Origin of the sequence: Uliginosibacterium sp. 31-16 (genome assembly GCF_030730865.1) — a bacterium.
Taxonomy (GTDB): Bacteria; Pseudomonadota; Gammaproteobacteria; order Burkholderiales; family Rhodocyclaceae; genus Uliginosibacterium.
Genome location: NZ_JAVALZ010000003.1, coordinates 202,495 through 221,577 on the forward strand (window position 1 = coordinate 202,495; position 19,083 = coordinate 221,577).

The 19,083-nt window shown below is 63.9% G+C and carries 17 protein-coding genes; 10 read left to right on the top strand and 7 right to left on the bottom strand.

The genetic code is table 11. From position 1 onward, the window contains the following. Nucleotides 1-9 precede the first annotated feature (9 nt). Together tldD and Q9Q94_RS12760 are read left to right on the top strand one after the other, a co-directional pair. Nucleotides 10-1,479 carry a metalloprotease TldD gene (gene tldD / locus Q9Q94_RS12755; protein WP_305980463.1) on the top strand — a complete coding sequence of 490 codons (1,470 nt, stop codon included), beginning with the start codon at nucleotides 10-12 and terminating at the stop codon, nucleotides 1,477-1,479. Between the two features lie 149 nt (nucleotides 1,480-1,628). Further along, a complete protein-coding gene (locus Q9Q94_RS12760; protein WP_305980464.1) occupies nucleotides 1,629-2,060 on the top strand; it encodes an EamA family transporter in 432 nt (143 codons plus the stop codon). Nucleotides 2,061-2,160: 100 nt separating this feature from the next. Here the strand turns inward: Q9Q94_RS12760 and pbpC are convergent, their stop codons facing one another. Both pbpC and Q9Q94_RS12770 read right to left on the bottom strand, forming a co-directional pair. Then, complete coding sequence (pbpC, locus tag Q9Q94_RS12765) at nucleotides 2,161-4,518, bottom strand: penicillin-binding protein 1C (RefSeq protein ID WP_305980465.1); 2,358 nt, start codon at nucleotides 4,516-4,518, stop codon at nucleotides 2,161-2,163. Between the two features lie 51 nt (nucleotides 4,519-4,569). Next, a complete protein-coding gene (locus Q9Q94_RS12770; protein ID WP_305980466.1) occupies nucleotides 4,570-5,037 on the bottom strand; it encodes an OmpA family protein in 468 nt (155 codons plus the stop codon). 398 nt (nucleotides 5,038-5,435) lie between these two features. On the opposite strand from Q9Q94_RS12770, the gene Q9Q94_RS12775 reads away from it, so the two are divergent. The 3 genes from Q9Q94_RS12775 to Q9Q94_RS12785 all read left to right on the top strand — a co-directional run bounded on the left by Q9Q94_RS12775 (nucleotide 5,436) and on the right by Q9Q94_RS12785 (nucleotide 7,712). Continuing rightward, nucleotides 5,436-6,095: a TIGR02281 family clan AA aspartic protease gene (locus tag Q9Q94_RS12775; protein ID WP_305980467.1), complete on the top strand. Its 660-nt coding sequence runs from the start codon at nucleotides 5,436-5,438 to the stop codon at nucleotides 6,093-6,095. A 9-nt stretch (nucleotides 6,096-6,104) separates the two neighbouring features. After that, nucleotides 6,105-6,698, top strand: coding sequence for a CoA pyrophosphatase (locus Q9Q94_RS12780; protein WP_305980468.1), 594 nt, complete (start codon nucleotides 6,105-6,107; stop codon nucleotides 6,696-6,698). Nucleotides 6,699-6,788: 90 nt separating this feature from the next. Beyond that, the gene (locus Q9Q94_RS12785; RefSeq protein WP_305980469.1) at nucleotides 6,789-7,712 is read left to right on the top strand and encodes a CobD/CbiB family protein; all 924 of its coding nucleotides are present in this window, start codon (nucleotides 6,789-6,791) and stop codon (nucleotides 7,710-7,712) included. A 191-nt stretch (nucleotides 7,713-7,903) separates the two neighbouring features. Here the strand turns inward: Q9Q94_RS12785 and miaA are convergent, their stop codons facing one another. Further along, nucleotides 7,904-8,857, bottom strand: a complete 954-nt coding sequence (miaA, locus tag Q9Q94_RS12790) for a tRNA (adenosine(37)-N6)-dimethylallyltransferase MiaA (RefSeq protein WP_305980470.1) — start codon at nucleotides 8,855-8,857, stop codon at nucleotides 7,904-7,906. A gap of 47 nt (nucleotides 8,858-8,904) precedes the next feature. Between miaA and Q9Q94_RS12795 the strand changes: the two genes are divergently transcribed. Next, a complete protein-coding gene (locus Q9Q94_RS12795) occupies nucleotides 8,905-9,783 on the top strand; it encodes a TraB/GumN family protein (RefSeq protein ID WP_305980919.1) in 879 nt (292 codons plus the stop codon). Nucleotides 9,784-9,999: 216 nt separating this feature from the next. Here the strand turns inward: Q9Q94_RS12795 and Q9Q94_RS12800 are convergent, their stop codons facing one another. The 3 genes from Q9Q94_RS12800 to pmbA form a co-directional block, all read right to left on the bottom strand. Further along, nucleotides 10,000-10,353 (bottom strand): DUF805 domain-containing protein, encoded by a 354-nt coding sequence (locus Q9Q94_RS12800; RefSeq protein ID WP_305980471.1) that lies wholly within the window; start codon nucleotides 10,351-10,353, stop codon nucleotides 10,000-10,002. A gap of 153 nt (nucleotides 10,354-10,506) precedes the next feature. Further along, nucleotides 10,507-11,616 carry a TRAP transporter substrate-binding protein gene (locus tag Q9Q94_RS12805; RefSeq protein WP_305980472.1) on the bottom strand — a complete coding sequence of 370 codons (1,110 nt, stop codon included), beginning with the start codon at nucleotides 11,614-11,616 and terminating at the stop codon, nucleotides 10,507-10,509. Nucleotides 11,617-11,717: 101 nt separating this feature from the next. After that, complete coding sequence (gene pmbA / locus Q9Q94_RS12810; protein WP_305980473.1) at nucleotides 11,718-13,076, bottom strand: metalloprotease PmbA; 1,359 nt, start codon at nucleotides 13,074-13,076, stop codon at nucleotides 11,718-11,720. A gap of 107 nt (nucleotides 13,077-13,183) precedes the next feature. Here pmbA and yjgA point away from each other — a divergent pair, with 107 nt between their 5' ends. The 4 genes from yjgA to Q9Q94_RS12830 all read left to right on the top strand — a co-directional run bounded on the left by yjgA (nucleotide 13,184) and on the right by Q9Q94_RS12830 (nucleotide 17,623). Further along, the gene (gene yjgA, locus Q9Q94_RS12815) at nucleotides 13,184-13,771 is read left to right on the top strand and encodes a ribosome biogenesis factor YjgA (protein ID WP_305980474.1); all 588 of its coding nucleotides are present in this window, start codon (nucleotides 13,184-13,186) and stop codon (nucleotides 13,769-13,771) included. Next, nucleotides 13,764-14,366, top strand: coding sequence for a molybdopterin adenylyltransferase (gene mog, locus Q9Q94_RS12820; RefSeq protein WP_371929851.1), 603 nt, complete (start codon nucleotides 13,764-13,766; stop codon nucleotides 14,364-14,366). The genes yjgA and mog overlap by 8 nt, the downstream gene beginning before the upstream one ends. Nucleotides 14,367-14,606: 240 nt before the next feature. Next, nucleotides 14,607-16,778 (top strand): patatin-like phospholipase family protein, encoded by a 2,172-nt coding sequence (locus Q9Q94_RS12825; protein ID WP_305980475.1) that lies wholly within the window; start codon nucleotides 14,607-14,609, stop codon nucleotides 16,776-16,778. 284 nt (nucleotides 16,779-17,062) lie between these two features. Continuing rightward, complete coding sequence (locus Q9Q94_RS12830; RefSeq protein WP_305980476.1) at nucleotides 17,063-17,623, top strand: DUF3568 family protein; 561 nt, start codon at nucleotides 17,063-17,065, stop codon at nucleotides 17,621-17,623. Between the two features lie 2 nt (nucleotides 17,624-17,625). On the opposite strand, the gene Q9Q94_RS12835 is transcribed toward Q9Q94_RS12830, so the two are convergent. After that, nucleotides 17,626-18,978 carry a diguanylate cyclase domain-containing protein gene (locus Q9Q94_RS12835; RefSeq protein WP_305980477.1) on the bottom strand — a complete coding sequence of 451 codons (1,353 nt, stop codon included), beginning with the start codon at nucleotides 18,976-18,978 and terminating at the stop codon, nucleotides 17,626-17,628. Nucleotides 18,979-19,083: the final 105 nt, after the last annotated feature.

Genomic DNA, 19,083 nt, shown 5'->3' on the forward strand with positions numbered 1-19,083 from the left:
ATCCCCCGCATGAGTCTCACAGCATCGCACGAATCTTCAACGCATAGCGCCCTCGACATCGCCAGTCAGACCCTGCTGGCGCCTTATGGTCTTACCACCAGCACGCTGGACAAGACCCTGGGCAGCATCCTCGGGCACGACCTGCATTACGCCGATCTGTACTTCCAGTACCAGCGCACCGAGAGCTGGAGCCTGGAGGAGGGCATCGTCAAATCGGGCAGCTTCAACATCGAACAGGGTGTGGGCGTGCGAGCGATTGCCGGCGAGCGCACCGCCTTTGCCTATTCGGACGACATCACTGCCGCTGCGCTGGGTGAAGCAGCCAGTACCGTGCGTTCGATTGCTGCGCAGGGACAGGCGCGCAAGGCAAAAGTAAAAGCCCGCGTGCAACCCGCGCCGCTGTATGCCGCGGTTGATCCGTTGCCCTCCCTGGCAGATGCCGACAAGATTGCCCTGCTGGAGCGCCTCGAACAATTTGCCCGCGCCGAAGATCCGCGTGTGCTGCAGGCCATGGCCTCGCTCGCTGCGTCTTGGGATGTGGTCATGGTCGCGCGCAGTGATGGCGTACTGGCCGCTGACGTGCGCCCGCTGGTGCGCCTGTCGCTCACCGTGATCATGGAGGACGGCGGTCGCCGCGAGCAGGGCTCCTCCGGTGGTGGTGGACGCAGCGATTACCGTCTGTTCACTGATGCCGTGCTGCGCGACTACGCCCAGCGTGCCGTGCATCAGGCCCGCACCAATCTGGCAGCCAAACCGGCGCCAGCGGGAGCGATGACCGTGGTGCTCGGCTCCGGCTGGCCCGGCATCCTGCTGCACGAAGCCATCGGTCACGGCCTGGAAGGCGATTTCAACCGCAAGGGCAGCTCGGCTTTCGCCGGGCGCATTGGCCAGCGCGTGGCTGCCAAAGGTGTCACCGTAGTCGATGACGGCACGCTCGAAGGCCGGCGTGGCTCGCTGACCATCGATGACGAAGGCAATCCGACGAAGTGCACCCCGCTGATCGAGGATGGCATCCTCGTCGGCTACATGCAGGACATGCACAACGCCGGCCTGATGGGCGTGGCGCCCACCGGCAATGGCCGCCGCGAATCCTTCGCCCACCTGCCCATGCCGCGCATGACCAACACCCTGATGCGCGCCGGTGACAAGGACCCGGTCGAGATCATCGCCTCGGTGAAGAAAGGCCTGTATGCCGTGAATTTCGGCGGCGGGCAGGTCGACATCACCAGTGGCAAGTTCGTGTTCTCGGCGGCCGAGGCTTACATGATCGAGAACGGCAAGGTCACCTATCCGGTGAAGGGCGCCACCCTGATCGGCAACGGCCCGGATGTGCTCAACCACGTCAGCATGATCGGTAACGATCTGGCGCTCGACCCCGGTGTGGGCACCTGCGGCAAGGACGGTCAGAGCGTGCCTGTCGGCGTAGGTCAGCCGACGCTGCGGATTGATGGTTTGACCGTGGGCGGAACGGGCGGCTGAGGTGCTGCGCGCAGTGTTGAGCAATGGAAGCTGAGGGCTGAGTGCCTGAAGAGCCGCGCTGCGCCTTGCTGTGCAGGCAGCTGGCCTGAAGAGGTCCGCCCCATGCGCTTCTTCAGGTGCCGAGTTTTGTGCTGCAACAGGAGGTGCTGATGGACTCTTCCGGCTGGTTGGTGTGGGCACTGCTCTCGGCCGTGTTTGCAGCAATGACTGCTATCTTCGCCAAGCTCGGGCTCGAAGGTGTGGATTCCGACTTCGCCACCCTGATCCGTACCGGCGTGATCCTCGTCGTGCTCTCTGCCTTCGTCTATGCCCTGGGCAAGTGGAGCAGCCCCTTCGCACTGGGGCGGCGCACCTGGCTGTTCCTGATCCTCTCCGGGCTGGCGACCGGCGCCTCGTGGCTGTGCTATTTCCGCGCGCTGAAAATCGGCGAGGCCTCCAAGGTCGCGCCGGTCGACAAGCTCAGCTTGCTGCTGGTCGCGGTGTTTGCGGTGATCTTCCTGGGCGAGCGCCCCTCCGTCACGTCCTGGTTCGGCATCTTGCTGGTGGGGGCCGGCGTGGTGGTTCTGGGTCTTAAGCGCTGAAGCCGGGGGCCGCCGCCTGCCCGGAGAGCAGCGCGGGGCGTAGGTTTTCAGGATGGGCTTGTGAAGAGGCCCGTCACGCGCGGCTCTTCAGGCAGTCCCCTCAGAAACCCTTGACCATGAAGCGTGCGCTGGCGTAGTGCCCTTGGGCGTCCATGACGGTGATCATGTGTTCGCCGTTGTCACGCAGTTCGATGCGCTGGCCCTGATCTGCAGGAGCGCTACGCAGCAATTTGCCATTGAGCAGCCAGTACAGGCTGCCGCTGCCGCCTGCTGCGCGCACATCCAGTTGCGCCACGGTCTTGCCAGGTGCAGGGCGGATCTGTGCGCCGACTGCGATGCCTTGCAGCTTGATGCTGCCAGTAGTGCTTTCTTCGTGCTGACAGCCGGGGCGCCAGGCGGGGGCACTGCGGGCCCGCTCGTCAGCACTCAGCCAGGGTTCCAGATAGGTGGGCCAGCGGGCGATCGCATGCTGCTCTGCATGTGGTGTACAGGTCGGAGTGGTGCGCAGGCCGCTGACGGGATCAAGCCAGATCGTGTCGTGCAGGCTGCGTTCGCTGGCGCGATCCGGCAGGGTGGGCGGAATGGCGCCGTTGAGTGCCCAGGCGCTGCGTTTTTGAGCGCATAGTCCGGCAGGGGTGGTCTCGACGGAGGTGCCCAGCGGCCAGCAGATCTGGGCGCTGGTGACGCTAGCGGGGCGGGTCCGGACCGGTGGATTGCCCGCGGGCAAGGCGGCCACGATGTCGTGAAGCAGTGGTGCAGCAATGTTGGCGCCGAAGAAGCCGGGGTTCGGCGTGCCATCGGGGCGGCCGATCCATACGCCGACGGTGTAATTGCCCGCCACGCCGACCGCCCAGGCGTCGCGGAAACCGAAGCTGGTACCGGTTTTCCAGGCGATGCGGCGGCCTCCGTCTTCAATGAAGGGACGGTCCGGATGCCCGCCACTTTCCAGAATGTCGCGCACGATCCAGGCCGCGCCCTCGCTCATCATGCGACTCTCGACCTTGGGGGCGGCCGGGTTCAGTCGTGGCACGCCGCTCATGCCCTTGGCGGCGAGACTGCGATAGGCACCGACCAGCTCTTCCAGTGTGGTGCCGGCGCCGCCAAGAATGATCGAAAGATTCGGCTCGCCACCTGCCGGCAGGCGCAGGCGCAGGCCGCCGCTGCGCAGGTGGGTGGCAAAGCGATGGGGGCCGAGGCGGTCGAGCAGATCCACCGCCGGCACGTTCAGCGAGCGCTGCAGGGCTTCGGAGACACTGACCGGGCCGGAAAAATTCGCCTGGAAGTTGCCCGGCTCATAACCGGCAAAGGATTGTGGTGCGTCGGCGAGCAGGCTCTCTGAATGGATCAGGCCTTCATCCAGCGCCAGGGCATACAGGAAGGGTTTGAGCGTGGAGCCGGGAGAGCGCACGCCGCGCACCATGTCGACATGGTTGAAGCGTTTGCCGTCGCGAAAGTCTGCCGAGCCGGCGTAGGCCCGGATGGCAAGGCTGTCGCTTTCCATCACCATCACCGCCATCGAGACTTTCGGGGGCAGTTGCTCGATGCGATCAAGCAGCATGCGCTCGACCGTGCTCTGGATTTCAGGGCGCAGCGTGGAGCGCACTACCGCAGGTTTGCCATGGCTGTCTGACTGACGCACCTGCTGGCGCAGGCGCTCGGCGGCCAGCGGGGCCAGCAGTTGGGCCCGCAACGGGTTGGCACCGACGGGCTCCATGCGTGAATCCTGCACGGCCACCGGTCCCCAGATGCCCAGTTCGACCATGCGTAGCAGCACCTTGTCGCGCGCCAGCTGGGCGCGTGCTGCCGCGCGGTCGGGACGCAAGCGCGAGGGCGCCTGGGGCAGTACCACCAGCAGTGCCGCTTCGGCCTGGGTCAGGTTGGCAGAGGGTTTGCCCAGATACATGCGGCTGGCCATCTCCACGCCTTCGACAATGCCGCCCATGGGCGCATGATTCAGGTAGAGGGTGAGGATTTCCTGCTTGGACAGACGGGATTCCAGTTGCAGCGCGCGCAGGATCTGACGCACTTTGCCGGGAATCGAGCGCCCGGGCGGATCAATGATGCGTGCGACCTGCATGGTCAGGGTGGAGCCGCCGGAGATGATGCGCCCGTGACGTGCCCACTGCACGGCTGCGCGCAGCAGGGCTGATGGATTGACGCCGGGGTGGCGGTAGAACCAGCGGTCTTCGTAGGCCAGCAGGGCTTGCAGATACAGGGGCGAGACCTGCTCGGGCGTGACCGGGTAGCGCCACACGCCATCGGCACTCGGCCAGCTGCGCAGTGGCGAGCCATCTTCGGCGGCAACCACCAGGCCGGGCTCGTCGCGCGGAATGGGGGGCGGGAAACACTGGTCCAGCAGCAACGCCAGCGTGAGCACGCAGGCCAGCCCGCCCCGTATGGGGTGGCGGCGCAGCCAGCTGCACAAGGACCGGGCGAGATGGAAAAGGCGTTGCTTCATCTTGAAATGCAGAATGCCGGCTGGGCCGGCATTCGATGGCTGGGTTTCCGCTTATTGCAGCCGCAGGTCAACGCGGCGCGCTTCCTGCAGATCCTCGTTGCCTGCGATGACCTCGGGCTTGCGCAGGATGATGCGCTCTGCCGGCACACCGGCGGCGATCAGGGCGTCGCGTGCGGCTTCGGCGCGCTGCTTGGCCAGTTCGGCGTTCTGCGCCGGGTCACCGGAAGGATCGTGATAGCCGGAAATCAGCACATTCAGGTTCGCCACGACCATGGCGCGTTCCTTGATCGTTTCGATGGCTCCGCCTGCTTCGGCGGGCAGCTCGGCGCTGTTGATCTCGAAATAGATCCGGGCCATCGCTTCGCCTTTGGGGGCGGGCGCTTCCGTACTTGGTGCTGACGGGGTTTCAGGCAGGGTGGAATAGATTCCGATGCCGATCACGCCGAGCACACAGACCAGGATCAGGCCGCCCAGCAGCAGGCCGATTCCGCCAATACCGATTTCCTCGTCGCCTTGCATGAAATTCCTTTCCTGATCCGTTTTCGGGCAGTGCGCAAGGATACGCGCTTGTCACGCGGTGCGCACGTTTTCAGGCCGACGTGGTTATCTGCGGGCTGAGCAATGGCGGTGTGGATTTCACCGGTGTCCGGCAACGGTTTTTCGCCCAGGCCGTGACTCCTCACCAGGAGGTCTGCAGCCACCGCCTGTCGGATCGGACGTGGCACTGGCGGGAGCCACGACCGCGGCGCATTCGCGTGTATCACTCCGCCCATGAAGCACAGGCCAGTATTCCGGCCCGGCGTCTCCGGCAGGGCCCCCGCCGGTTGATCCGGATGTGCTGCCAGGGCATGTCTTGTGTGTCGGGGAAACTGGCAAAATAGCGGCGGTCCACGTTCGGGCTGTGCAGGAAAACTGGGATGGGGTTCATGCGAATGGCAAACAGGATGTTGCGTGGCGGGGTCGGTCTGGTTGTGGCGGCCTTTGCTCTTATGGCTCAGGCGGAGGACGTCTCGGTGGTCGGTCTGTTTGCCGACAAGGCGGTGCTGGTGATTGATGGTGGCGCGCCGCGTACGGTGCGGGTGGGCCAGGCCGTCGGCCGGGTCAAGCTGATCGAGGTCGGCAAGGATTCGGCAACGCTGGATATCAACGGACAGCGTGCTCGGATCGGCATCGGTGAGCCGGTCAGTGTCGGGGCCACCACGGGCGCCCAGCGCCAGGTCACGCTGGTGTCGGATGTCCGCGGGCACTTTCTTACCAATGGCACGCTCAATGGCAGCAGCGTGCAGTTCATGGTGGATACGGGGGCGACGGCGGTGGCCATGGACCGGGCTACGGCGATGCGCGCCGGGATCAACCTGAGCAAGGGCGAGGCGGGCATGGCCGGAACCGCCAATGGAGTCGTTGCGACCGTCAGGGTCAAGATTGCCAAGATCAGCATCGGCGACGTGACGCTCTATGATGTGGATGGCACTGTGGTATCGGCACCCATGCCCCAGGTACTCCTCGGCATGAGCTTCCTGAACCGCATGGAAATGCGTCGTGACGGCAGCACCATGGTGCTGACCCAGCGTTATTGAGGTGTTGTGATGGATGATTCGCCGGCTGCCCTGCGGGCGCGTTTCGCGCAGCTGGCGGACTTTGCCTGGCAGAGCGACTGGCCGCTGGACTCACGCCAGGTGCCGGCGGCGGTGCTGGTGCCGCTGGTGCCCCGTCCGCAGGGCATGCAGGTGCTGCTGACCCGGCGCACCGACCACCTGCATCATCACGCCGGCCAGATCAGTTTTCCGGGCGGGCGCATGGAAGAGGAGGATGTCTCCCTGAGCGCCACCGCTCTGCGTGAAGCCTCCGAAGAAGTGGGGCTGCTGCCGGAGAGCGTCGAACTCCTTGGTGTGCTGCCGGACTTCGGCACGCCCAGCGGCTTCCGGATCACGCCTGTGCTTGGTCTGCTGCATCCTGATGTGTGCCTGCGCCCCGATCCGTTCGAGGTGGCCGAAGCCTTTGAAATCCCGCTGCAATTCCTGGCCCGGCACAGCAACTACCAGAGCCATCGCATCCGCTGGCAGGCGGGTGAGCGGCATGTATATGCCGTGCCCTACCCGGGCCGTTTCATCTGGGGGGCCACGGCGGGCATCCTGCACATGCTGGCTGCCTTTCTGGCCGATCGTCCGGGCGGCGAATAGACCTTCCGGTCCGCGCCCGGAAGGGGGCGCTTGTGCTATCTTCCTCCCTTGCTCGGCGGCCTTTCCGCCCTTAATTTTCCGATCGTTCCGATGACCCTGCTCGCGCTCATCCTTACCCTCGTTCTTGAACAGTTCCGCCCGCTCAATGCGGCGCGCTATCTTTATCCGCCGCTGGCCGCCCTTGGCCAGTATTTCGAGGATCGCTTCAATGACGGTCAGGCGCACCACGGCACGATTGCCTGGTGCCTGATGGTGCTGCCGCCGGTGGCGCTGGTGGCGCTGCTGTATTTCCTGCTGTATGCCCTGCATCCGGTCGCTGCCTTGCTGTTCAACGTGGTGGTGCTCTATTGCACGATGGGATTTCGCCACAGCAGCCATTTCTTCACGCGCATCCACGCCAGCCTGCGTGCGCAGGATCTGCCGCATGCCCGCAAGCTGCTCGGCGAATGGCGCGGCCACCTGCATGAGCAGAGCAGCAGCGAGGAAGTCACCCGCCTGACGCTGGAGCAGGCTATCGTCGGCTCGCACCGCCAGGTCTTCGGCGTGATCGTGTGCTTCATCCTGTTGCCCGGCCCCTGCGGTGCCGTGCTGTACCGCATGGCGGATTATTTCGCGCGCGAATGGGGCGCCCGCAGCGATCCGGAAGCTGGCGATTTCGGCCACTTCGCGCGGCGTGCTTTTGCCGTCATCGAATGGTTGCCGGCCCGCGTGACGGCCATGGCTTTCTCCATCGTCGGTGATTTCGAGGACGCCGCCTACTGCTGGCGCACCCAGTCTCCCGCCTGGCCGGATCGCAACGAAGGCATCTTGCTGGCTGCCGGCGCCGGTGCGCTGGGCGTGCGTCTGGGCCAGCCCATCCTGCAAAGTGGCGAACCGCTGGAGCGCCCTGAACTCGGTACTGGCGACGAGGCGGCGGTTGAATATCTGCAGAGTTTTGTCGGTCTGGTGCGGCGCACCCTCGTGCTCAATGCACTGGTTCTGCTGTTGTTGAGCCTGAGCCGGTTGGCGGCCTGAGCGCTGCAGGCCCGGATGAAAAAGCCCCTGCCGGGTTAGATCGGCCGGGGCTTTTTTTCATGGTCGGGCTGGATAGCCGCACCCAGTCTTCGTTTTAAGACGGTGAGGCTGAAGACCCGCATCCATGCTTGATGTAGAGCATGGCAGCCTGAAGAACCTTGCTGCAGGCGGCTCTGCAGGCATTGCCGGATTCATTCGCCAAGCCAGACCTTTGCGGCGTCTTCAATCTGCCGCACATGCTGCGGATCCAGACAATCGAATTCCTGCAACCCTGACCAGCTCTCGCGGAACTGGCGCAACCAGGTCAGCTGACGCTTGGCGAGCTGGCGGGTGGCGGCAATCCCCTTGAAGTGCAAGCCGGCCGCGTCGATGTCACCATCGAGGTACTCCCACATCTGGCGGTAACCCACGCAACGCATCGAAGTCATGTCGAGGTCGAGCCGATACTGCGTGCGCAGGTGGCGCACTTCATCTTCGAAGCCGGCCGCGAGCATCGCGTCGAAACGCTGAGCGATGCGCGCGTGCAGCACGCTGCGGTCTGATGGGGCGAGCGCCAGCAGCAGGTAATCGACTGCCGGGCCAGCCTCTTCCTTGCGGGCGTAGCTCTCGGCGAGCGGCCGGCCGGTGACGCGCACGATTTCCAGTGCGCGCTGGATGCGCTGGGCATCATTGGGATTCAGGCGCGCCGCCGCATCGGCATCCAGACGGGCGAGTTCCGCATGCAGCGCCGGCCAGCCCTGTGTTGCCGCCTGTGCCTCGATTCCGGCGCGCAAGCTTGCGTCGGCCTGCGGCAGATCCGACAGCCCTTCGAGTAGCGCCTTGAAGTACAGCATGGTGCCGCCGGCCAGCAGCGGAATCCTGCCACGGGCGCTGATTTCGCCGATCAGGCGCAGCGCATCGGCGCGAAAGCGTGCAGCGGAATAAGCCTCTTCCGGACTGATGATGTCGATGAGATGATGCGGGCAGGCGGATAATTCGGCCGGGGACGGTTTGGCCGTGCCGATGTCCATGTCGCGGTAGACCAGTGCCGAATCCACGCTGATGATCTCGACGGGCAGCGCTCGGGCCAGATGCAGGGCCGCCGCAGTCTTGCCGCTGGCAGTGGGGCCCATCAGGAGAATGGCGCGCAATCTTGAATCAGTCATGTGATTGAAAAACCATGCAGATGAATCCAGGCAGGATGTTCTTGCTCGTGTTGCGTTGGGTGCTGGCCGCCTGTTGTGCTCTGGCTGCCGGCCTGGCGCTGGCCGCCGGACCGAAATTGCCACTGTGGGAGGCCAGCAAGCCGGACGGGGCCACAGTGTATCTGTTCGGCTCGATCCACGTCTGTAATGCAGGCTGTTTTCCCTTGCCGGAGAAGGTGCTGCGCCGGCTTGAAGCCAGTCAGGTGCTGGTGGTGGAACTTGATCCGAAGCGGCCGGAGGCGCAGGGCAAACTGCTGGCGGCGGCCATGCTGCCGGCAGGGCAGCGCCTGGGGGATCTCCTCTCCGCAGCCGACTGGCAGGCGCTGGTGGGGGCGGCACGCGAGCTGGGCCTGCCCGCCGAAGCACTTGCTCCGCTGCAGCCCTGGATGGCCGGCATGCTGCTCAGTGTTGCCAGTGCCCAGCAGGCAGGCTACGAAATCGCACAGGGCGTGGATATGGCACTGATGCAGCGGGCCGCACAACAGGGAATGACGCTGGAAGAACTCGAGAGCATCGAAGAGCAGATTGCCGCGCTGGGTGCCGGCAGCCTCCGTGAGCAGCAGCAGGCCTTGCGCCTGACCGTGGATCTGGTGCGTGGCGGGCGCGCGTCCAGCTATCTGGCGGCGATGATCAGCGCTTGGCGCAGTGGTAACGCTGCACAGGTCAATCGCCTGCTGAACGAGGGCCTGCCCAAGGGATCGACCCAGACGCGGGCGCTGATCGACGAGCGTAATGTCGTCATGAGCCAGCGCATCGTGCGCAGCATGCAGGATGGCCGCAGCCGTTTTGTGGTGGTGGGTATGGCCCATCTGGTTGGCCCGCAGGGCGTGCCTGCCTTGCTCGGCAGACAGGGCTATCGGGTTCGCCAGCTTGGCGTGGAAGAGTGAGCCTGAAAGGCCCGGTTCATATCGGGAAATCACGCCCATATTGAGACAGGCCCGGCACGAACGGGTTTTTGTCGGTTCTTCAGGAGAGCGCGGACCCTGCCGGGGTCATTTGCCCTGAGCCTGCAGGGAATGCCGCTTCGCGGAGTGTCCGCCGGGTTTCCTGGATGAAAAAAAGCCCCATCCGCAGATGGGGCCCTGATGCAGAGGAGTTGAACCTCAGGCGGCCTCGGCCTTGGGATCCGGACCATACTGGTTGTCGCCCTTTTCACCTTCTGTTACGAGGAACACGAGCAGGACGATTGCACCGATCAGCGGAAGGAAGCTGATCAGCAGCCACCAGCCACTGCGGTTGGTGTCGTGCAGACGACGGATCGCCACGCCAAGTGAAGGAAGAAGGAGTGCCAGGCTGTAGATGAGCGCAAGAACCATGGTTCCAACCACTGCATCGATGACTGCGAGCACCACGTAACCAATGATGTAGAACAAGGTGAACATCCAGTATTCCTGGCGGCGTGCGCGGCCACTGAAGGTTGCGTACTTGTTCTTCACAACATCGAGAAACCAATTCATTTTTCGCTCCCTGAAAGTTTGAGTTGTACTGCGCTGAAACCTGCTATCCCGGATAGCCGGATCGTTTTCATGCCGGCCATGCCTGTCATGCAGAACGCATCATAACAAAGCCCCGCACATGGCGGGGCTTCGTGGGCGCGCTACCGCTGCCGTCTAGCGGCGCGTGGTGGTCTGCGAATAGATGAAGCTGTCGTAGGCACGCTCGGCGACCTTGAACCACAGATTCTGGTCGTCGCGGAATTTCTTCCACTGAGCGTAGACCTTCTTGAACTTCGGATACTTGGCGGCGAATTCGTCGTAGAGCTGGAAGGTTGCCGCCTGTGCGGCGACCATCACTTCCTTCGGGAATTCGCGCAGCTGCGTGCCGCCGGCTACCAGACGACGCAGGGCTGCAACGTTCTTCACGTCGTAGTCGGCCTGCATCTGGGCGTGAGCAAAGGCACAGGCGTCTTCCAGCATCTGCTGGTATTCCTTGGGTAGCTCGCCCCATTTCTTCAGGTTGATGTAGACGGAGAGCTGCGGGCCGGCTTCCCAGAAACCCGGGTAGTAGTAGTACTTGGCCACACGGTTGAAGCCGAATTTCTCGTCATCATACGGACCCACCCACTCGACGGCGTCGATAGTGCCTTTTTCGAGTGCCGGGTAGATGTCGGCCGGGCCCATCTGCTGGCCGACCACACCGAGTTTGCCCATGACCTGACCCGCGATGCCGGCGATGCGCATCTTCAGGCCCTTCATGTCACTGATATTCTTGATCTCCTTGCGGAACCAGCCGCCCATCTGCACGCCGGTGTTGCCGCAGGGGATGTTGTGGATGTTGTAATCCTTGAACAGATCGCGCATCAGATCCAGACCGCCACCAGACCACATCCAGGCTGATTGCTGACGGCTGTTCAGGCCGAAGGGCACGGCACAGTCGAAGGCGAATGTCGGATCCTTGCCCACGTAGTAGTAGCTGGCAGACTGACCCATCTCGACGGTGCCGTCCTTGACTGCATCCAGCACGGCCGCGCTGGGCACGATCTCGCCGGCGGCGAAAAGCTGGATCTCGAACTTGCCGCCCGAAGCGGCTTTCACGTGGGCGGCCACTGTTTCGATGGCATGAAAGAGGGTGTCCAGACTCTTCGGGAAGCTTGAGGCCAAACGCCATTTGATCGTTGGCAGCGCAGCGGTCTGCGCCAGGGCCGGCGTGGCCGCAACGCTGGCGGCGGCTCCGGCGGCCAGACCGACACTGGCTTGTTTCAGGAATGAACGACGTTGCACTTTGTCTCCCCCTCGTGAATGAACAAAAAATCGCCCTTGATTATCAGAGGGCGTCTGAAACCCCAGCAGGAGGGAATACCCTTACCCGCCGGGATGGTGTCCTATTCCCCGGCAATGGTCATCCTGCCGATGACCAGTGACGGGCACTGCTTGCCGCCACGGATGATCGTGTCATTGCCGGTGGCAACGATGTTGCGGAACATCTCGCGCAGGTTGCCGGCAATCGTGATTTCGTGCACCGGATGGCTGATTTCGCCATTCTCGATCCAGTAGCCGGCGGCTCCGCGCGAGTAATCCCCCGTCACGTAATTCACGCCCTGGCCGAGCAGATCGGTGACCAGCAGGCCGCGGCCGACTTCACGTGCCAGTTCTACCAGGCTCTTGTCGCCGGGGCGCAGGATCAGGTTGTGGCAGCCGCCCGCGTTGCCGGTGCTCTGCATGCCGAGCTTGCGTGCCGAGTAGCTGCCCAGGAAGTAGCCCTGCAGCACGCCGGCGGAAACCACTTCGCGTGCCTGGGTGGCGACCCCTTCGTCATCGAAGGGGGTGCTGCCCATGCCCTTGGGAATGTGCGGCAGCTCGTCGATGTGGATTGTGTCCGAGAAGATCGGCTGGCCGAGTGCGTTGAGCAGGAAGCTGGCCTTGCGGTAGAGGCTGCCACCGCTGGCGGCATTCACGAAACTGCCGAGCAGACCGCAGGCCTGGGGTGCTTCGAAGATCACCGGCACTTCCCCGGTCGGTGCGCGGCGCGAGCCCAGACGGGCCAGAGCACGGCGTGCAGCGTAATCGCCGATGGCCGCCGGATCGGCCAGTTCGCGCGGGTCGCGCTTCGAGCTGTACCAGTCGCCGGTCTGCATGGCATCGCCTTCGCCGGCGATCACACCGACCGAAATCGAATGGCGCGAGGTGGCGAAGCCGGCGCAGAAGCCCAGGCTGTTGGCCGACATGAATTGCGATTCCTGCACATACACGCTGGCGCCGTCGGAATTGGTGATTTGCGGGCTGACGTCAAACGCAGCGGCTTCGCAGCGCTGGGCGATCTCGGTTGCGGCTTCGGGCGAAATTTTCCAGGCGTGGTGCAGGTCCAGTTTGCTGGCCGCGCTGGCCTTGCCGTGCCACAGGCGCTCTGCGTCGGGCAGGCCGGCGGCCGGATCGGGAGCGGTGAAACGCGCAATCGACAGGGCGGCATCCACGCAGGCACGCAGGGCGCTGCGCGAAAAATCGGACGAGCTGGCGTGGCCGCGCTGCTGGCCGAGGTAGACGGTGACGCCGATGCCCTTGTCGCGGTTGTATTCGATGGTTTCGAGCTGGCCACGGCGTACGCTGATGCTGCGACCAAAGCCCTCGGAGATGTCGGTTTCGCACGCGCTGGCGCCGCTGGCCCTGGCGTAGTCGAGGATTTCCTGTGCGAGATCGTGCAGTGCGGACTGGGAATAACTGAAACTGTCTTGCTTCTTGGCCATGAGGGGAGGTGGAGATGATGCGAAAGGCTATAATCTTAACGTCTTGAGACCCGCATGGCGCGGGCGGGTGCCAGATATCTGCGCGCCGGCCCCGCCTCACACAGGCAATGACCCCAAAACACGAAATCGACGACGACTCCTACTTTGTCAGCAAGTCGCAGAAAAAGCGCGACATGGACGCCCTGCAGGATCTGGGCAAGAAGCTTACCGAGCTGGGCTCGGGGAGCCTGAAAAAAGTCCCGATGTCCGACTCCCTGCGCGAAGCGCTGGCCGAGATGGCACGTATTACCTCGAACGGCGCACGTGCCCGTCAGCTGCAGTACATCGGCCGGCTGATGCGCAACGAAGAGGTCGAGCCGATCCACCGGGCGCTGGAAGCCATTGCCGGCAAATCCAATGTCGAGATCGCCAAGATGCACCGGCTGGAGAGGTTGCGCGAGCGCTTCCTCGAAGACGAAAGCATGCTCACCGAGATCGGCAATCTGTATCCGGCCGCCGACCTGCATCGCATGCGCCAGCTGCGTCGCAATGCCATCAAGGAGCGTGCCGAGAACAAGCCGCCGAAGGCTTATCGCGAGCTGTTCCAGATCCTGCGGGAATTTGAAGAGGTGGGTGCACGTACCGAACATCCGCATCACAACAGCGAGGATGACGGCCATCACGGACGCCATCACGGCGGGCCGGCGGATGAGTGATCTGCTGCGAGTGGACGCAATGCTGCGCATCGGGGTCGTCTCCATCAGCGACCGTGCCTCTGCCGGCGTGTATGCCGATCAGGGCGTGCCGGCGCTGCTGGAGTGGTTCGGCGCGGCATTTGCCAGCCCCTGGGAGGCTGTGCAGCGCCTGATCCCTGACGAGCAGGGGGTGATCGAAGCGACCCTGATCGAGCTGGCCGACGTGGCGGGCTGTCAGCTCATCGTTACCACCGGCGGTACCGGCCCGGCGCCGCGCGACGTGACTCCGGAAGCCACGCTCGCCGTGGCGCATCGGGAGATGCCAGGCTTCGGCGAAGAAATGCGGCGCATCTCGCGCCATTTCGTACCCACCGCCATCCTCTCGCGCCAGACCGCTGTCATTCGCGGGCAGAGCCTGATCATCAATCTGCCGGGCCAGCCCAAGGCCATCCGCGAAACGCTCGAAGGCCTGCGCGATGCTGACGGAAAATTGCTGGTCGAGGGGATTTTCGCCGCCGTGCCGTATTGCATCGACCTGATTGGCGGGCCGTATGTCGAAACCCATGCCACCGTGAGCAAGGCCTTCCGGCCCAAGAGCGCGGTGCGGGTGAAGTAATCTCGGCACTGCTGCCTGTAGAGCCGCTGCTGGCGGACTTCTCCGCCAGGCATGCCCGGCGTGCCGCATGGCCCCTGCATTGCCAGCATGCCTGCTTCTCAAGCCACGTCACATGCGGTTCTTCAGGCAGGTGCAGGCTGGTTTCTTTTCCGGTACTCGCTTATGCTCGCAGAGCATGCTGCAGGCATTGATCTGCCTCGCGCCTTGAAACCCTTTCGCTTCCGTCGCCCGATGAAACCGATGCGCACGATTCTCTGCTGTCTGCTTGCCATGCTTGGGGCGCACGCCAGTGCGGCCGAAAGTCCGCCGCGTGTTGCCCTCGTCCTGGGCGGAGGGGGGGCTCGCGGGGCGGCGCACATCGGCGTGCTGGAAGTGCTGGAGCGCGAACACATCAAGGTGGATTGTGTGGCCGGCACCAGCATGGGGGCGCTGGTGGCGGGTGCCTATGCCGCCGGCCTGACGCCGGCGCAGATGCGTACGCAACTGGGTGAAGCAGACTGGAACGACATGTTTCAGGACAATCCCACCTCGACCGAACTGCGCTATCGCAATTACCTGATCTCGCAGCAATTCCTGCCCGGCTCGGAAATGGGCTTCGGCAAGGCTGGCGTGCAGTATCAGTCCGGCGTGGTGGTCGGACAGAAGATCAAGCTGTTCTTCAACCAACTGGTGCATGCCGAGCGGGGCGATCCGCAGATCGAGGCTTTGCCCTTGCCTGTCGCGTTGATTGCAACGGACATCGGCACAGGCGAGCGCGTGGTGTTCCGTGATGGCAGCCTGACTCAGGCCATGCGCGCGAGCATGTCGGTGCCCGGCCTGCTCGCGCCGCTGGAGTATCGCGGACGCAAGCTCGTCGATGGCGGGCTGGTCGACAATCTGCCGGTACGCGAGGCACGGGAGCTCTGCAAGGCCGACGTGGTGATCGCGGTGAATGTCGGCTCTCCCTTGCTCAAGGCCGAGGAGGTTGGTTCGCTGCTGACCGTGTCGGCGCAGATGGTCAACATCCTCACCGAGCAGAATGTCACCCAGTCCATTGCCAGTCTGGACAAGACCCGCGATATCTATCTGCGCCCCGATCTGAATGGCATTTCGGCCGGCGATTTCGCGCGCAACGCCGAAACCGCAGACCGGGGCCGTGTGGCCGCAGAAGCCATCGTGCCGCAATTGCGTCGTCTGGCTGTGGACCAGGCGGCCTATCTGGCTTGGCGTCAGCGCTTTGATGACGCCGCTTTGCCGCCCCGGCGCATTGATGCGATTGAAATCGCCGGTCTGAAGCATGTGAATCCCGAAGTCGTGAAACGCCACATCACCGTCAAGGATGGTCAGGCGCCCGACACCAGCCAGATCAGGCGTGATCTGCTGCGTGTGTACGGCGACGGCGATTACGAATCGGTGGATTACAGCGTGATCAATGAGCACGACAAGAGCGTGCTGCGCATCACGCCCATCGAAAAGCCCTGGGGGCCGGATTACCTGCGCTTCGGTTTGAAGCTGGAGAGCGTGATCGGCAAAAGCGCCAACTTCGGTCTGCGCGGTGGCCTCCACAAGACCTGGCTGAACAGTTATGGCGGCGAAATGCTGCTGCTCGGCGAGCTGGGCCAATCCTCCGCGCTGGGGCTGGAACTCTACCAGCCGCTGGATCCTGCGCAGCGTTTCTTCTTCCAGCCGCAGATCAGTTATCGCCGCACCCAGCAGTCGCTGTACGTGGACAACTGGAATCTCGCCGAATACCAGGTGCGCAAGGGTGAGATCCTGCTCGCAGCGGGCACCTCCTTTGGCAGCTCCGGGCAGATTCGCGCCGGCTGGAGCGGGCGCGAATACGTCTACACGCTCGAAACCGGCGTGCCCCTGCTGCCCGAGGAGCGCAAGTGGAGCAGCGGACCGGAGGTGCGGCTGGATATCGACAATTTCGACCGTCTGTATTTCCCGCAGAAAGGCTGGTCTTTCAGCGGGCGCTATTTTGATTCCGCGACGTATCGCTACAGCAAGCTGTCGGTTGAGGCCAAAGGTGCCTGGACCTGGCGTGATTTCGTGCTCAACGGTCAGGCGCGACACATCAGCTCGCCGCAGGGGCGCCTGCCGTATTACGACGCCGCCACGCTGGGCGGCTTCAGGAATCTCTCCGGTTACGTGAACGACCAGATCATGGGCGACTCGCTCAGTTTCGGCAGCCTTGGCGTGGAGCGCATCATCGGCCGCATGCCGCTGGGGCTGCGCGGCGACATGCGACTGGGGGCGACCATGGAGGCCGGGCGCGTCGATGGGCGCATGACCGAACTCAACCGGCAGGGCTGGTTGACATCCAACGCCCTCTACCTTGGCGGTGAGACTCCGCTGGGCATCATGTACCTCGGCTGGGGACATGCGCGCAATTCCTCCTCGCACTGGTACCTGTTCATTGGTACGCCGTGATGCAGGTGGCTGCAGAGCCGTATCTGGCGGGCTTCTATGAGGTGCATGCCCGGAAAGTCATGTCCCGCAAGAGTTTCACGCATGCCTGCCTGCATACGCTCGCCAGCAGAGGCTCTGCGGGCAGGGGCTGCTGATCGTGCCTAGCTGATCGCAGCTTGCTGCCAGCACATCCGGACGCACGGCACGGAAAACCCGCTTGCCGCTCGCCCGGCTTCCTTGCGCCTTCATCGGCTGGTGACCGGAATGCGTTGTGGCAAGTCGTCTGCGCTGATTAAATTGGCAGTATGAACAAACCCGGTTCCCCCTTGCTGCGCTCCACCCTTCCGTTCGCCGGAATTCTGCGCGGCAGCATCCTGATGCTCGCCCTGAGCCTGTGCGGTTGTGCGCCGCTGGCGCTGAGCCTGGTGGGGGCGGGGGCTGGCGCGGGTATCAGCCATCAGGTGAATGGCGTGGCGGCGCGGACCTTCAGCGAGCCCTTGCCGCGGGTCAAAAAGGCCTCGTTGATGGCGGCACGGCGCATGAGTTTCCAGTTCGAAGCGACCGATGCCACCGAGAAGGGCCAGGTTCTGAAAGGGCGCGTGGCCGATCTTGATATCGATGTCGAGCTTGAAATCCTGTCGACGTCCGTGACGCGGGTCAGCGTCAGCGCCCGCAAGAACATCCTGCGTCTGGACGGAGCGACCGCTCAGGAAGTCATCGTCCAGATCGAGCGGGCACTCGTGAGCACCGAGATGGCCGAAACGGGAGACACCAAGGACGCCCAGGCCCGGGTGACTCGTCTGGAAAACAGCAGCCCGGCGCGGAATCCGAAGACGCGGGGCAAGACCAAGGGCGATCCGATCTAGGCTCAGGCATCCTGAGGGCTTGCAAACAGCAGGCCACCGCCACTCGCCTTGATTGCATACATCGCCGCATCAGCCGCCGCCATCAGGGTTTCGAGCTGTCTGCCATGCTGCGGATAAAGCGCGATGCCCAGGCTGACCCCCAGTTTCAGTTCCAGCCCTTCAACATGCAGGGGCGCTTCAAACTGACCGATGATGCGGCGGGCCAGAGCCTCGGCCTGATGCGGATTGTCGGCATCAAAGGACACCAGAAACTCATCGCCACCGAAGCGGGCCAGCAGGTCATTCTGGCGGCACACCTGCTGCAGACGCCGGGCCATGAGTTGCAGCACCCGGTCGCCGATGGCATGACCGTACCTGTCGTTGATCGCCTTGAAACCATCAAAGTCGAACAGGATCAGCCCCGGCGGCGTGCCACCATGCCGGGCCTGTTCCAGCCTGCGTGTCAGACAGGGCAGGATGAAGGCGCGGTTGGCCAGCCCGGTCAGCACATCCGTGTTGGCAATCAGGCGCAGCTCACCTTCGAGCTGTTTGCGCCGTTCAATGTCCAGAGCCAGCTCGCCATTGACCCGCTCCAGCTCGGCGGTGCGTTCGCGTACCGCAGCTTCCAGCTGTTCGTTCTGCGCCAGCAGCTCGCGCCGGGCCTCCAGCAGGCGGTGCATCAGGCGCGAGAACGCCAGATAGAGCCGGCCGATATCGTCATTCCGGCCATCCGGCAGTGTCGGCAACTCCTGCAGTGTGTCCGGCTGAATGCTGTCCGCCGTGCGCACCAGCTCCGCCAGTGGCCGCCCCACGGAACGCCAGAAAATGGCCTGCTGGATGAGCAGGCCGACTGCAAACAGCAGCAGCCCGCAGGCCAGCAGCCAGCCTATCCGGCCCAGGGTCGAGGTAATCAGCGCGGCATTGTTGATGAGCACCAGGGTGTAGCCACGTACCGCGCCCGATGGATGCAGAATCGGACTGGCAAACAGGCGTCCTGCTGCGGAATTCACCGCATGTGAAGCATCTGCATCCGGCAGCTCCGCGCCTGCAGGCCAGCCCAATGGCTCCGGTCCGCTGTGATACAGCACCTGCCCCTGCAGACCAAGGATGGCCGCCCCGCGCAGCAACGGGTCGTTGTGGATGACCTCTGCGCATTGTTCGTCGAAGTCGACCAGATCCTCCAGCCGCATCTCCAGGGCCACCAGACGTCCGGTACGCACGGCCAGCTCTTCACTGGCCTGTCTGGCGCGCAGATGTGCGTTTTCGTACTGTTGTTGATACAGGAACAGCCCTCCCAGCGCACTCAGCACCAGCGTGACCGCCGCGGCGAACACCATCGAGATCAGGCTGATGCGCAAGGGCAGGGAAATCGTCATCGAGACTCCGTAGCGTGCATCGGGAAGCCGGGTGGATTCCCTTGATGGAACACCGGAACGACCTTGTGATGAAGTGGTCTTGCCAGCCTAGCGTATCGCACGGTC

What these genes read in the sequence shown, in the direction of transcription:
- tldD (WP_305980463.1), top strand. Translation starts at nt 10, where the DNA reads ATGAGTCTCACAGCATCGCACGAATCTTCAACGCATAGCGCCCTCGAC.
- Q9Q94_RS12760 (WP_305980464.1), top strand. Translation starts at nt 1,629, where the DNA reads ATGGACTCTTCCGGCTGGTTGGTGTGGGCACTGCTCTCGGCCGTGTTT.
- pbpC (WP_305980465.1), bottom strand. Translation starts at nt 4,518, where the DNA reads ATGAAGCAACGCCTTTTCCATCTCGCCCGGTCCTTGTGCAGCTGGCTG.
- Q9Q94_RS12770 (WP_305980466.1), bottom strand. Translation starts at nt 5,037, where the DNA reads ATGCAAGGCGACGAGGAAATCGGTATTGGCGGAATCGGCCTGCTGCTG.
- Q9Q94_RS12775 (WP_305980467.1), top strand. Translation starts at nt 5,436, where the DNA reads ATGGGGTTCATGCGAATGGCAAACAGGATGTTGCGTGGCGGGGTCGGT.
- Q9Q94_RS12780 (WP_305980468.1), top strand. Translation starts at nt 6,105, where the DNA reads ATGGATGATTCGCCGGCTGCCCTGCGGGCGCGTTTCGCGCAGCTGGCG.
- Q9Q94_RS12785 (WP_305980469.1), top strand. Translation starts at nt 6,789, where the DNA reads ATGACCCTGCTCGCGCTCATCCTTACCCTCGTTCTTGAACAGTTCCGC.
- miaA (WP_305980470.1), bottom strand. Translation starts at nt 8,857, where the DNA reads ATGACTGATTCAAGATTGCGCGCCATTCTCCTGATGGGCCCCACTGCC.
- Q9Q94_RS12800 (WP_305980471.1), bottom strand. Translation starts at nt 10,353, where the DNA reads ATGAATTGGTTTCTCGATGTTGTGAAGAACAAGTACGCAACCTTCAGT.
- pmbA (WP_305980473.1), bottom strand. Translation starts at nt 13,076, where the DNA reads ATGGCCAAGAAGCAAGACAGTTTCAGTTATTCCCAGTCCGCACTGCAC.
- yjgA (WP_305980474.1), top strand. Translation starts at nt 13,184, where the DNA reads ATGACCCCAAAACACGAAATCGACGACGACTCCTACTTTGTCAGCAAG.
- mog (WP_371929851.1), top strand. Translation starts at nt 13,764, where the DNA reads ATGAGTGATCTGCTGCGAGTGGACGCAATGCTGCGCATCGGGGTCGTC.
- Q9Q94_RS12825 (WP_305980475.1), top strand. Translation starts at nt 14,607, where the DNA reads ATGCGCACGATTCTCTGCTGTCTGCTTGCCATGCTTGGGGCGCACGCC.
- Q9Q94_RS12830 (WP_305980476.1), top strand. Translation starts at nt 17,063, where the DNA reads ATGAACAAACCCGGTTCCCCCTTGCTGCGCTCCACCCTTCCGTTCGCC.
- Q9Q94_RS12835 (WP_305980477.1), bottom strand. Translation starts at nt 18,978, where the DNA reads ATGACGATTTCCCTGCCCTTGCGCATCAGCCTGATCTCGATGGTGTTC.